Genomic DNA, 12,861 nt, shown 5'->3' on the forward strand with positions numbered 1-12,861 from the left:
CGGAAGGACCACCGTGACTCTCGCCCGTCGCTTCGCCGCCGCCCTGTCCGTCCTCGCCGTCGCCGCGCTCGCCGCGTGCACGAGCGCGGCCCCCGAGTCGCGTGCGAGTCGCGCGGCATCCGTCGACATCCCCTCCACCGCGGTGGGGGAGCGGATGACGTGGGTTCTCGACCAGCTCGAAGCCGAGGAGGACGCGACGCCCGGAACCTGGGCCCGCGTGCTCCACGAGGACTTCCAGAAGCAGGTGTCGGCGGAGCAGGTCGCCGAGCTGCTCAATCGGCAGATCCGGCCCGCGGCTCCCTTCACCGTCACCGCCTACCAGGGCACCGACACCCAGGCGCTCGCCACCGTCGCCGGGAGCCTGGGCGATCCCTTCGACCTGACCCTCTCGATCGACGCGGACGACCGCATCACCGGCATGATCTTCGGGCCGGCCGCCACGCCCTGGGAGCCCTCGACCTCGCTCGACCAGGTCGAGGAGCGCCTGCGCGCCCTGCCGGGCGACGTCAGCGCGCTGGTGCTCCGCGGCGACCACGAGATGCTCGACATCGACAGCGCGCGATCGGCCCCGCTCGCGTCGGTGTTCAAGCTGTACGTGCTGCTCGCGGTGGCGGATGCCGTGGCATCCGGCGACCTGTCGTGGGACGAGGTGCTCGTGCTCGGCGACGCCGACCGCAGCCTCCCCTCCGGCGAGTTGCAGGACGAACCGACCGGCACCGAGGTGACGGTGCGCGAGGCCGCCTCGGCGATGATCCGCATCAGCGACAACACCGCGACCGACCTGTTGATCGGCCGACTGGGCCGCGAGAGGGTCGAGGCTGCGGTCGCGCGCAGCGGACATGCCGACCCCGCGGTGCTGGTGCCGTTCGTCTCGACGAAGGAGCTGTTCACCCTCGGCTGGGGGGATCCGGCGCTCCACGAGGAGTGGGCCGCCGCCGATGTCGCGGGCAAGCGTGCTCTGCTCGACCGCATCGATGCGGCACCGCTCGCGGTCGACGGTGCGGCGGTCGTCGCGCCGGCGTGGGAGGACGGCTTCGACTGGTTCGCCTCGGCCGCTGATGTCGCCGGGGTGCACCGAACGCTGCAGCAGACGGGCGACGCCGAGGTGCTCGGCATCCTGAGCGAGAACCCCGGGCAGGGCCTCGACGTGGGCACCTGGCCCTACGTGGCCTTCAAGGGCGGTTCGAGTCGGGGCGTCGTGACCGGCAGCTGGTTCGTGCGCGACGACGACGGCGAGGCGATCGTGGTGCTGATGATGTCGTCGACGGATGCCGCGGCGGTCACCGGCGCGACGCGGGACTTCTTCCACCTCGCCGAAGACGCCCTGCGCCTCGCGCACTGAGCGCGATCCTGTCTGAGGTCCCTGAGCTTGTCGAAGGGCCCCGAACCCGCAGAAGCTCCCTGACCCCGCAGAAGGTCCCTGAGCCTGTCGAAGGGACCCCGAACCCGGAAGGTCCCCGAGCCGGTGGAAGGTCCCTGAGCCTGTCGAAGGGCCGCCCCGAGCGCGGCGGGGCGACCGGCTCTCCCGGCCGCCCCCGCCGCGCTCGTCAGGCCCGGTCGGGGTCGGGCAGCGTCTGCGCGATGCGGCTCGAGGCCGCCGAATCGCGACCGACCCCCGGCTGGAACTTCGCGATCGGGTCGTCGCCGTCGACGTGCGGCTCGGGGCCGTCATCGGCGGGCGCGGGCGAGGCCGGCGTCTTCTCGGCCGACTCGTCGGCCGTGTGGTCGGCGTCCGCGTTTGCGCTGTCGATGTCTTCGGTGTGACGCGAGGTCGAGCCCCCGTCGCCGCCGTGTTCGCGCTCTCCGTCGGCGTTGCGCGTGCCGACCCCCGGCAGGTCGTTCTGGCTCGAGACGCCCTGCACGCGCGCTTCGTCGTCGGGGTCGATGCGCGCGGCTCCCACGGCCCCCGTGTCGGCACCGGCGGCGCCGGCGGGCACGTCGGCGGCGAGACCGTCGGATTCGGGCACGAGGTTCTCCTCGTCGGTTCCGGGCAGGTGGTCGGCGGGGTTGTCCATGGTGTTCCTTCCGTGGGTGTGCCGCCACGCTAGGCGCCGATCCATCGGGGTGGACCGGGGTTGCGCGTCATCGGGTCGCGGCATCCGGAGCCTGCGGCCGACGATGTCGGAGCCCGTGGGTAGGCTCGGAACAGCTTCGAAAGGAACCGCAATGCAGCAGCGTCCCCTCTCTCGTACCGGCCGCGAGGTCTCGGCGATCGGCCTCGGCACCTGGCAGCTCGGCCCCGACTGGGGCGGGGTGAGCGAAGACGAGGCCCTGTCGGTGCTCGCGGCCTCGGCCGACGCCGGCGTCACTCTCTTCGACACCGCCGACGTCTACGGCGACGGCCGCAGCGAAGAGATCATCGGCACCTTCCTTCGGAGCACGGATGCCACGGGCATCACCGTCGCGACGAAGATGGGCCGCCGTGAAGACCAGGTGCCCGAGAACTACACGATCGAGAACTTCCGCGGCTGGCTCGACCGCTCGCGGCGCCTGCTCGGCACCGACACCCTCGACCTCGTCCAGCTGCACTGCCCGCCGTCCGCGGTCATCGACGACGACGCGACCTGGGACGCCCTCGACCAGCTCGTGAGCGACGGCGTCATCGCCGCGTACGGCGCCTCGGTCGAGACGATGGACCAGGCCCTGTCGGCCCTCCAGCGGCCGAACCTGACCAACCTGCAGATCATCTTCAACCCGTTCCGCCTCAAGCCGCTCGACGAGGTGCTGCCGCTCGCGGCCGAGAAGAACGTGGCCGTGCTCGCGCGCGTGCCCCTGGCGAGCGGTCTGCTGTCGGGCAAGTACACGCGCGACACCACGTTCGACAAGGACGACCACCGCACATACAACCGCAACGGCGAGGCGTTCGACAAGGGCGAGACCTTCTCGGGCGTGCCGTTCGACGAGGGAGTGGCGGCCGCCGACGAGCTCAAGAACGCCCTGCCCGAGGGCGTGACGCTGCCCGCGGCGACGCTGGCCTGGATCGCGTCGCGCGAAGGCATCACCTCGGTGATCCCGGGGGCCCGCTCGGTGCAGCAGGCCACCGCGAACGCCGCCGCGGCCGACCTGATCGACGGCGGCTTCGACCTCGCGGCCTTCGACACCCTCGTGCGCGACGTGTACGACCGGCGTCTGCGGGCGGAGATCCACCCGCAGTGGTGAGACCGACATGACGAAAGCCGGGCCCGTCCATATGGACGAGCCCGGCTTTCGTTCGGAAGGTGACGTCAGCTGACGTCGCCGCGCCAGGCGCCCGATTCGGTGCCGCGCGACTCGATGTACTTCTTGAAGTTGTCGAGGTCCTTCTTGACCGAGTGGTCGTCGGCGCCGAAGGCGGCACCGAGCTTCTCGAGGACGCCGGTGGGGGCCCAGTCGATCTGCACCGTGACACGCGTCTCGGTGTCGGACAGGCGGTGGAAGGTCACGACGCCGGCGTGGTTCTCGTCGCCGCCCACGCTGTTCCACGCGACGCGCTCGTCGGGGTGCTGCTCGGTGATCTCGGCGTCGAACTCGCGCTCGGCTCCGGCGATCTTGACCTTCCAGTGCGTGAGGGTCTCGGACTTTTGCGTGATGGACTCCACGAAGCTCATGAAGTGGGGGAACTCCTCGAACTGCGTCCACTGGTTGTAGGCGACGCGAACGGGAACGTCGACGTCGATGGTTTCGATGACCTGGGCCATGGTGTCCTCTTCCTGTGTGTCTTCCGGGGCTGCCCCCAGTCTTCGTGCGCCCACCCGCCCGCACCCCGGGGGTTGAGGGATCGGCCCTCGTGGCCTATACGCGGGGGAGACGCGTCAGGCGCGGCCGCGCAGGATCAGGTGCCAGTAGACCCACGGAAGCACGCGGCGGTCGGCGATCCACGAGAGCCGGCGCTCGCGATACAGCGAGCGCCAGAACGGGACGCTCGGCTGCAGCCGGCCCTGGCGGTCGAACTCCGCGAACACGACGGTGCCGCGCGACACCGTGAACGGCACCACGCTGTACCCGTTGTAGGTCGCCGTGGGCGCGCGCCCGGCCAGCACGGCCGTCATGTTCTTCACCAGCGCCTGGGCCTGGCGGCGGATCGCTCCGCCCGAGCGGCGCGTGGCGACGGTCGCGGCATCGCCGAGGGCCCAGATCTCCGGATGCCGGGTGTGCTGGAACTTCTCGGGGTCGACGTCGACGAAGCCGTGCGGGTCGTCCGGGGCCGCCAGGCCGCTGCCGGCGATCCACTCGGGCGCCCGCTGCGGAGGGACGGCGTGCAGCAGGTCGTAGGCGATCGTCTCCTCGGCGTCGCCGTGGCCGATCGTCACCGTCCGTGCCGCGGCATCCACCGCTCGAAGCTCCCGGCTGTAGTGCACCTCGATGCCGTACTCGTCGAGTTTGCGCTGAAGTTCGCGGTCGATGGCGGGGATGCCGAAGGGTACGGGGTCGGGGCACACGAAGACGACGCGGATGCCGTCGCGCACGCCGATCGAGCGCCACCAGTCGCAGGCGAGGTACATCGGCTTCTGCGCCGCGGCTCCGCACGACGCGGGCTCGGGTGGCTGCGTGAAGACCACGGTGCCGGAGCGGAAGTCACGGAGCGCGGGCGAGGCCTTGGCCGCCAGGTCGTAGTCGTAGTTCGAGATGCCCGTGGCATCCGCCATCGCCTCGGGAAGGCCCGGAACCTGCTCCCACGCCATGCGGAGGCCCGCGCACACGACGAGTTGGTCGTAGTCGATGCGACCGCCCGACACCAGGTGCACGCGTCGGGCGTCGGGGTCGACCGTGAACGCCTCGTCGCGCAGCCACCTCACCCCCGGCGGGATGACGTCGGCCTGGGGGCGGACGGCCTCCGAGGCGCGGGCGGCGCCGCCGGCGATGTGGGACTGCAGGGGAGCGAACACGTGCTGTTCCCGCGGCTCGATCACGGTGATGTCGCCGAGACGGGCGCGGTGCAGGCGCCCGGCGATCGACAGTCCGGCGTTGCCGCCGCCGATCACGACGATGCGCGGGGTCGCGCGGGCGGGCACGGCGGAACGGGGGTCGGGCATGGGGGATCCTCTCGTTCGTCCCACCGTGCGTCATCGGCGTATACGCCGCCAGCACCTTGACAGGTGCCGCTCACGACGGCGACGACGGTCGCAGGGACCTGTCAAGGGGCACCGGCCGATGACCGCGGCCCCGTTTGATGAGAGAGCCGCGCCACCCGCGGCTTCGCGTCTGCGACGAAAGGACCCTCTCATGAGCGACGCCTCGATCGACCCCACTCCCTCCGACGCGGCTATGGCGGGCGTGCAGCCGCTGCGCGACGGCGACACCTCCATCGAGCCCGATCCCACGCTCGACCCCGCCCAGGCGGAGTGGGACGCCACGACCGCCATCGACGAGGGCGCCGACCCCGACGACATCAACCCTGCCACCGCGACGGGCGCCGACCCGGCCGAGATCCCCGCCGACGACAGCGACATCCCGCTCGAGGACATTCACCCCGAGTCCACCGGCACCGACTCGCAGGGTATGGACCCGGGCGTTGTCGAGCTGGGCGAAGAGGGACAGGGCGACCTCGCTCCCGAAGACCTCTGAGACGTCTCGCGAACACCGCACGATGCCCCGACCCTCGATGAGGGGGCCGGGGCATCGTCGCGTGCGGACTACTGCTCGATCAGCTGAGGCGTGCTCTCGTGCGCCGCGATGGCACCGTCGTGCTCGTCGGTCGAGACGGCGATGCGGCGCGGCTTCGCCTTCTCGCTGACCGGGATCGTCACGCTCAGCACCCCGTTGCGGTACGACGCGCTGATGCCGTCGGTGTCGATGCCCTGCCCGAGGTTGAGCTGGCGGACGAACGACGCCGTCTCGCGCTCGCGCGTGATCCACTTGACGCCCTCGCCCGAGCCGAGGGTGCGCTCGGCGCGGATCGTGAGCAGCTGGCCGTCGACGTCGATGTCGACCGAGCCGGGGTCGATACCGGGGAGGTCCGCCGCGAGCACGTAGTGGTCGCCGTCGCGGTAGAGGTCCATCGGCATCCGTCGCGGACCACCGCCGCGGCGAGCGTCGAGGAGCGTCGACGCGAGGCGGTCGAGGTCGCGGAAGGGGTCGTAGGTGGCCATGGTCGTTCTCCTTTTCGATCGGTCGGGACTCGGATCCCCGATGTTCTGTGAAGTTGAGTCCATATGGCTCAACTGCGATCAGATTAGCACTCGGCCCAGGAGAGTGCCAAGACCCTGCATGCGAAATCGGCGCACCTCGCCGAGCCCATCGGCCCTGACGCGAGCCCCGTGCGCGTCGGCATTCGTGGCCCTTCCCGACACGGTCAGCGCGGGCGACGCAGCGGGATCCGCGACCAGCCCCCGCTCACGGCACCGGGATCGTGCTGGGGAGCGAGGACGGCTCCGGTGGTCGTCGGCGCGGGGCGACGCCGCAGTCCCAGCGCGTGCTGCAGCGTGCGGATGAAACGGTCGTACACGCGCGGCGCGAAGAACTGCAGGGGGCGGGTCACGAACTGCGCCGCTCCCACGCCGACCTCGTGACGGGGCCCGCGCGTCACCCGCACGACGGCCCGGGCGACGCGGTCGGCCGACACCACCGGCGGCAGAGGGAAGGGCGTGCGCCCCGTCGAGTTGGCGGCGCGCTGGTAGATGGGGGTGTCGATGCTCGCCGGGAGCACGATCTTCACCCGGATGCCGCGGTGCGCGAGCATCTCCTGCCGCAGCGACCGCGTGAATCCGAGCAGGCCGTGCTTCGCGGCGACGTACGACGAGACGTACGGGCCCGCCACCTGCGCGTACAGCGAGCCGACGAAAACGATCGTCCCGGTGCCGCGGGCGAGGAAGTGGGGGAGCACCGCCCGCGCCGCGCGCATGTGGCCGGTGAGGTTGGTCTCGATGACCCGGTCGCGCACGGCATCGGGGGTGTCGGCGATCGACCCGTACGAGAAGACGGATGCCGAGGCCACCCACACGTCGATGCGTCCGAACCGGAGGAGGGCGATGTCGGCGGCGCGCTGCGGGCCGTCGGCGAGAGCGAGGTCGATCGACGCGGTCTGCACCTCGGCCCCGCGAGCGCGGCATTCCGCGGCGGCGGACGCGAGCGCCTCCTCGTCTCGGGCCACCAGCATGAGACGCGCCCCCTGGCGGGCGAAGCGCAGGGCGGTGGCACGGCCGATCCCGCGGGATCCTCCGGTGATGACGACGACCTGGGGCATCGGGGTCTCCTTCGAGGCTTCTGCGGAACGCTGCTGCCCCGGCGCTCGCGACGGTAGGCGGGAGGGGATCGGATGCCGCGGGGGTTGACGTACCGACGGCCGACGCCCGTGCGCACCGGCGGGCCGCCCGGTGGACACGCCGTTCCCGGATGCCGATCCGCGGCGCGTTGCGCCGGATCCCCGCCGTTGTGCCCGGCGACCCCGCCGCGGGCCTCCGGACCGCCACCGCCGCGGGCCACCGGACCGCCGCCGCGCGGTAGCGTCGGACCCGTGACGGATGCCGCGACCACGAGGTCGCCCCTGCGGGCCCTGTGGGGGGCCACCCATCCGGGGCCCACGCTCGTCGTGACCGTCCTCTCACTCGCGCTGGGCATCGCGGCGGGGCTCGAGCCGTGGCGCCTGGGGCTGCTGGTCGTGGCGGTGTTCGCGGGGCAGGTCTCGGTCGGACTGTCGAACGACGCGATCGACGGCGCCCGCGATGCCGCGGTCGGACGCACCGACAAGCCGATCGCGGGGGGAGCCCTCACCCCCGAGCGCGCGCTGGCCGTGGCCGTCGGAGCCCTCGTGGTCGCCCTGCTGCTCTCCGCACCCTTGGGGGCTGCTCTCGTCGCGGCGCACGCGATCGCCCTCGCCTCGGCCTGGGCCTACAACGCGGGCCTGAAGTCGACCCCGCTCTCGATCGTGCCGTTCGTGCTGAGCTTCGGTCTCTTCCCTTCGTTCGCGACCCTCGCCGGCCCCGACCCGGCGCTCGCCGCGCCGTGGGCGGCACTGGCGGGAGCCGCGCTCGGCGCCGCCGTGCACCTCACCAACGTCGTGCGCGACCTCGACGATGACCGCCGCACGGGCGTGCGCGGGTTGCCGCACCGCCTCGGTGCCCGCGGGTCGGTGCTGATCGCCGCGGCCGGGATCGTCGTCGGAGCTCTGGCGGTGCTGCTCGGGCCGTCGGGTGGGGCGGATGCCGTCGGGGCGGTGTTCTTCGCGGCCGTGGTCGTGGTCGCGGTCGTCACCGCGGTGCTCGTGCTGGTGCGGCCCCCGGGACGCGCGGTGTTCCAGATGACGATGCTCGCGGCCCTCCTGCTGGCCGCCCAGCTCGTCATCGCGTGAGAACTGCTCGTCAGGTTCCGGATGCCGCCCGGTCGAGGCGCATCGCGTAGGCCCGGGTGAACAGCGCGCCACCCGGTCCGCGCAGAGCGGTGCGGAGCGCGGCGGAACGGGCCGCGTGCGCCCGCGGGCCGGAGGCGCGGCCCAGCAGGGTGTTGAGGAAGGCGAGGCGCGCGGCGTGCCGGGCCGACGCGAGGCGGTCGCGCTGCCAGCGATCCAGACCGGTCTCGTCGCCCCCGCGCACCCATGGCGCGAGCAGCGGGGCGAGGGTGAGCGCGTCGAGCAGTCCGAGGTTCATGCCCTGACCGCCGATCGGGCTCACCTCGTGCGCGGCGTCGCCGACGACGATCACGCGGCCGCGACGCAGTGCAGGAGCCACCGCGCGTCGCACGCCGAAGCTCGACGCCCCGGCCGTGTCGACCTCGACCCCCGTTCGGCGCGCCACCGCGTCGTGCAGGAAGGCCGCGGCATCCGGAACCTCGTCCCGCCCGGCCCAGGCCACGAGCCTCCGACGTCCGTCGGGGAGGGGGAACGACTCGACCACGCCGTCGCGCTCGAGGTGCACGCGGGCGACCGGCCCTCCCGGCGCGGTGACGTCGGCCATGACGTAGCGATCGGGGTAGTGGTGGGTGCGCACGGCCCCGTCGCGGTAGACGAGGGAGCGTCCCGCCCATCCGGATGCCACGACCACGACCTTCGCGCGCAGGTCGTCGGCCCCCGCGACGCCGACGCGCACGCCGTCCGCCTCCGCCCGCAGCGACTCCACGGTCACCCCGCGCCGCACCGGCGGGGCGAGGGCGGTCAGCACCTCGATCGTGTCGGACTGCGGCAGCGCCGCCACGTACGGGTGGCGCGCCCGCAGGCGATCGAAGCGGATCGCGGCGAGCAGGCGTCCGTCGGCTCGGGCCTCTCCGCGCGCGATCCGCACCGCTCGGTCGAGGATCCCGTCGGTGGCGCCCGAGGCCTCGAGCAGGGCGAGGGCGGGGGAGTGGATGCCGATCGCCCGCGTTCCCGCTCCGGCCTCGGTGCGACGTTCGACGAGGGCGATGTCGACGCCCCGCGCGCGCAGGTCGGCGGCCAACGCCAGCCCCACGGGGCCGGCGCCGACCACGAGCACCTCAGTCATCGGCATCCGCCCGCCCTCGAGCCACGGCGAGCACCCGGAACGGCGCGGGGGTCTCCACCTGCCAGGGCGCGCCGAGGGCCGCGGCGAGCTCGGGCGCGCGATAGCTCCGCCGGATCGAGCGCAGCCCGTCGACCCGCAGGAAGGTGCCGGCGGCGAGAGGGGCGATCCCCGCGGCGTACAGGGCGTAGGCGAGGCGCCCGCGGGCGATGTCGGCGTGCAGCACACGTCCGCGCGAGAGGGCGAGCGAGTCATCGGCGAAGCGCCGCAGCCCGTCGGCGTCGAGATGGTGCAGCACGTGGTTCGAGATCACGAGGTCGAACCTCTCGCCCGCGGACAGCAGATCGTCCGACCCCTGCGCGACGAACCGCACGCCGGATCGTTGCCGCTCGCGCGCGGCCTCGACGGCGCGCGGATCGGGGTCGGCTCCGACCCACTCCACCTCGAGTCCGTCTCGCGCGGCCAGCGCCGCCAGCCGCACGACGACGTCGCCGCCCCCGCATCCGAGGTCGAGCACGCGCGCCGGTCGGCCCAGGGCGCGCAGCTCGGGACGCACCCGCGTGCGGTACACGTGCCCCCACGCCGAGACGAGACGGTTCACCACGTCGAACCGCCGATACGTCGCGGCGAGTGCGCGGGGGTCGCAGTCGGGGTCGTCCATCAGCTCTGTCAGCGCGGTGTCGCGCCGGGCCAGCGTGCTCACGCGCCGGTGCGGCGCATCGTCAGCCGCGCCGCCTCCACCGTGAGCCCCGGCCCGAACGCGAGGGCGGCCACCCTGTCGCCCTCGACGCGCTCCGCATCGGCCAGCAGGTCGCGCAGGATGAACAGCAGCGTCGCGCTCGACATGTTGCCGTGTCGGCGCAAAACTTCGCGCGAGGGGGCGAGGGCGCTGGCATCCAGACCCAGGGCGTTCTCGACGCGGTCGAGGATGCTGCGCCCGCCCGGGTGCACGGCCCACGCGTCGACGGCCGAGAGGTCGCCCAGCACGTCGTCGGCGATGGTCGAGATCTCGCGACCGATGATCCGCGGAACCTCGGGGGTCAGGGTCATCTCGAACCCCGAGTCGCCGACCGTCCAGGCCATGTCCTTCTCGCCGTCGTCGGTCACATGGGTGGCGAACCCGTCGAGGTCGAGGCCGTCACGCGAGGAGTCTCCGGATGCCACGACCGCCGCTCCCGCACCGTCGGCGAACACCGAGGCGGCGACGATCTGGTCGGGGTGCGAGGAGGTCTGCCAGTGCAGGGAGCACAGCTCGCAGCATGCGACGAGCACGACCGCCGCGGGGTCGTCGCCGACGATGCGGGCAGCGAGACGGAGGGCGGGAATGGCCGCCGCGCAGCCGATGAAGCCGAGGTGGTAGCGCTCGACCGCCGGCGAGAGTCCGAGGTCGCGCACGAGGTGGTAGTCGGGCCCGGGGGCGAACATGCCGGTGCACGACACCGTCACGACGTGGGTCACCGCGTCGGCCCCGTACCCCGAGCCCGACAGCGCCTCCCCGGCAGCCGCGGCGAAGAGGGCGGGCGCACGGCGGCGGTACTCATCGTTGCGCGCTCCCGTCGGGGGCATCAGCAGGGTGTCGCCGTCGCGCACCGGGAGCCCCTCGACCTCGGTGCCCGCCAGCTGCGGCAGCACGACGTGGCGAGTGTCGATGGCGGCGGCGTCGAACGCCGCGCCGACGAGGCGCTGGCTCTTGCGGTCGAACCCGGGTTGCGCGGCGAACAGGTCGCGCAATGTCGACTGGGAGACACGGGTATCGGGCAGGGCCGTGCCGATCGACACGATGCGGGCGGTCATGCCTCACCTTGACACGGTTTCACCCGACCGGGCGCGGATCGGAGACCGGTTGTCGTGCGCCGATTCTCGTGCCAGCGCCTCAGACGGCGACCAGGTCCGCCAACAGCAGCCCCGCGATGGCTCCGCGGTAGTCGTCGATCATGCGCCGGCGGTCGAGGCGCCCGCGGGCGGCGACGGCCGCGGCGCGCAGGGCGGGCCGGTGGGCGAGGGCGTGGGTCCACGCCGCCACGATCGACGACTCGTCGCGGGCGGTGACCAGGCCGAACCCGTCGATCATGCGCGCGGCGTCGCCGACGTCGGTGGTGACGGGAACGGCTCCGGATGCCGCCCCCTCGACGAGACAGAGCGGCGAGGCCTCGCCGAAGGCACTCGTGAGGGCGACGATGTCGGCGATCCGGTACAGCTCGGGCATGTCCTCGCGCAGCCCGAGCGCGTGCAGGTTCACCGACTCGCCCACTCCGCTCTCGGCCCGCAGGGCGCGGAACGCGGGGTTGTCGGCCGTCATGCCCGAGCCGCACATGACGTAGTGCGCTCCGGGCGCGCGACGCGCGTGCGTGGCGACCGCGCGGAGGAAGAGCCCGGGGTCCTTCATCGCGTCGAACCGCGCGGCGAGCAGCACGACGGGGGCGGAGTCGGGGATGCCGAGGCCCGCGCGGATGCGCCGGCGCTGCACGCGCGTGCCGGGGCGGAAGCGTCGCGTGTCGATGCCGTTGTCGATCACCCGCGCCTCGCGGGCGACGACACCGGCGTTCGCGTAGGCGAGCGAGGTCGATTCGGCGCACGAGATCGTGGCGGTCACGGCGCCGCTGCCCGCGGCATCCGTCAACCACTCGAGAGCGGGGCCGGAGTGCGTCGGGTCGGAGCGGTGCAGGCACGCGGCGATCGGGCGGTCGGGGAGCAGACCTGCACGCTCCAGCGCGACGACGAGGCTGAGCGGCTGCTCCTTCAGAGAGAGCACGACGTCGGCCTCGGTGAACAGGGCGGCGGCCCGGGCGAGCTCGGTCGCGGTGAACTCCTCGGGGGCGAGGGGACGATCGCCCGCGATGCGGTCGAAGGTGTCGATGACGACCCCCGCCTGCTGCAGGCGGCGGAAGCGCGTGTCGTCGCGGGCGGACTGCATCGAGGCGTCGCGACGCGCGGCGGAGGTGAGCGAGAGCACGCGGTGCTGCTGCGCCCCGCCCTGCGACAGGCCGGCGACCACGTCGGAGTGGAGGATGCGCGCCCCGCCGGCGAAGAAGCCCTCGTAGAGCGAGAGAACACGGATGGGTCGAGTCATCGTCAGTCGCCTTCGGGGCCGGGGGTGGGGCACCGCGGACGCGGTCGTCCCATGCTGAAGGCTCGACCCCGAGTGGTGGGTTACGTCCACGAGACCATCGCATGAACGCCGGGACACGACCCGGTTCGCCCCCGTGAACGAGCCGACGCGCCGGCTCCCGGGGGAAGGAACCGACGCGTCGGGTGAAGGGGCGGTCGATCACGCCGGGGGCGCGACCTCCTTCGCCTCGCCGACCTCGTGCGTGCGCGACCAGGGCCACCGCTTCGTCGCGGGCGCCGTCGCCGACGGCTGGGGGGCCTCATCGATCGAGCGCGGGCCGATGCCGTTACCCATGGCGGCGGTCATCGCAATGCTCCACACCGAGCCCGTCTGCCGTCCGCTCTGCTGTCCGTAGATCATGGTCGT

The 12,861-nt window shown here is 72.9% G+C and carries 14 protein-coding genes; 4 read left to right on the top strand and 10 right to left on the bottom strand.

Annotation, left to right across the window (positions count from 1 at the left end; all coding sequences use genetic code 11):
* Positions 1-13 precede the first annotated feature (13 nt).
* Positions 14-1,342 carry a Cpe/LpqF family protein gene (locus LPW41_RS13745; RefSeq protein ID WP_230705133.1) on the top strand — a complete coding sequence of 443 codons (1,329 nt, stop codon included), beginning with the start codon at positions 14-16 and terminating at the stop codon, positions 1,340-1,342.
* 205 nt (positions 1,343-1,547) lie between these two features.
* Here LPW41_RS13745 and LPW41_RS13750 read toward each other — a convergent pair whose 3' ends face one another.
* Entirely contained in the window at positions 1,548-2,015 is a 468-nt protein-coding gene (locus LPW41_RS13750) for a hypothetical protein (protein WP_154097398.1), read from the bottom strand.
* A 151-nt stretch (positions 2,016-2,166) separates the two neighbouring features.
* On the opposite strand from LPW41_RS13750, the gene LPW41_RS13755 reads away from it, so the two are divergent.
* Entirely contained in the window at positions 2,167-3,159 is a 993-nt protein-coding gene (locus LPW41_RS13755) for an aldo/keto reductase (RefSeq protein ID WP_144832906.1), read from the top strand.
* A 65-nt stretch (positions 3,160-3,224) separates the two neighbouring features.
* On the opposite strand, the gene LPW41_RS13760 is transcribed toward LPW41_RS13755, so the two are convergent.
* Both LPW41_RS13760 and LPW41_RS13765 read right to left on the bottom strand, forming a co-directional pair.
* A complete protein-coding gene (locus LPW41_RS13760; protein WP_144832908.1) occupies positions 3,225-3,677 on the bottom strand; it encodes an SRPBCC family protein in 453 nt (150 codons plus the stop codon).
* Between the two features lie 114 nt (positions 3,678-3,791).
* On the bottom strand, positions 3,792-5,012 hold the full coding sequence (locus tag LPW41_RS13765; protein WP_230705134.1) for an NAD(P)/FAD-dependent oxidoreductase: 1,221 nt from the start codon (positions 5,010-5,012) through the stop codon (positions 3,792-3,794).
* Between the two features lie 190 nt (positions 5,013-5,202).
* Here LPW41_RS13765 and LPW41_RS13770 point away from each other — a divergent pair, with 190 nt between their 5' ends.
* Entirely contained in the window at positions 5,203-5,544 is a 342-nt protein-coding gene (locus LPW41_RS13770) for a sugar ABC transporter ATPase (RefSeq protein WP_144785787.1), read from the top strand.
* A 68-nt stretch (positions 5,545-5,612) separates the two neighbouring features.
* On the opposite strand, the gene LPW41_RS13775 is transcribed toward LPW41_RS13770, so the two are convergent.
* On the bottom strand, positions 5,613-6,068 hold the full coding sequence (locus tag LPW41_RS13775; RefSeq protein WP_230705135.1) for an Hsp20/alpha crystallin family protein: 456 nt from the start codon (positions 6,066-6,068) through the stop codon (positions 5,613-5,615).
* A 203-nt stretch (positions 6,069-6,271) separates the two neighbouring features.
* Entirely contained in the window at positions 6,272-7,162 is an 891-nt protein-coding gene (locus tag LPW41_RS13780; protein WP_230705136.1) for an SDR family oxidoreductase, read from the bottom strand.
* Between the two features lie 270 nt (positions 7,163-7,432).
* On the opposite strand from LPW41_RS13780, the gene LPW41_RS13785 reads away from it, so the two are divergent.
* On the top strand, positions 7,433-8,266 hold the full coding sequence (locus LPW41_RS13785) for a UbiA family prenyltransferase (RefSeq protein WP_230705137.1): 834 nt from the start codon (positions 7,433-7,435) through the stop codon (positions 8,264-8,266).
* 10 nt (positions 8,267-8,276) lie between these two features.
* Here the strand turns inward: LPW41_RS13785 and LPW41_RS13790 are convergent, their stop codons facing one another.
* The 5 genes from LPW41_RS13790 to LPW41_RS13810 form a co-directional block, all read right to left on the bottom strand.
* Complete coding sequence (locus tag LPW41_RS13790; protein ID WP_230705138.1) at positions 8,277-9,395, bottom strand: NAD(P)/FAD-dependent oxidoreductase; 1,119 nt, start codon at positions 9,393-9,395, stop codon at positions 8,277-8,279.
* Entirely contained in the window at positions 9,382-10,047 is a 666-nt protein-coding gene (locus LPW41_RS13795) for a methyltransferase domain-containing protein (protein ID WP_230705192.1), read from the bottom strand. Before LPW41_RS13795 ends, LPW41_RS13790 begins: the two co-directional genes overlap by 14 nt.
* A gap of 38 nt (positions 10,048-10,085) precedes the next feature.
* Positions 10,086-11,180 (bottom strand): type III polyketide synthase, encoded by a 1,095-nt coding sequence (locus tag LPW41_RS13800; protein ID WP_230705139.1) that lies wholly within the window; start codon positions 11,178-11,180, stop codon positions 10,086-10,088.
* A gap of 79 nt (positions 11,181-11,259) precedes the next feature.
* A complete protein-coding gene (locus LPW41_RS13805) occupies positions 11,260-12,456 on the bottom strand; it encodes a glycosyltransferase (RefSeq protein WP_230705140.1) in 1,197 nt (398 codons plus the stop codon).
* A gap of 198 nt (positions 12,457-12,654) precedes the next feature.
* On the bottom strand, positions 12,655-12,855 hold the full coding sequence (locus tag LPW41_RS13810; protein ID WP_144832924.1) for a hypothetical protein: 201 nt from the start codon (positions 12,853-12,855) through the stop codon (positions 12,655-12,657).
* Positions 12,856-12,861: the final 6 nt, after the last annotated feature.

Source organism: Microbacterium sp. JC 701 (assembly GCF_021026215.1).
Lineage (GTDB): Bacteria > Actinomycetota > Actinomycetes > Actinomycetales > Microbacteriaceae > Microbacterium > Microbacterium algihabitans.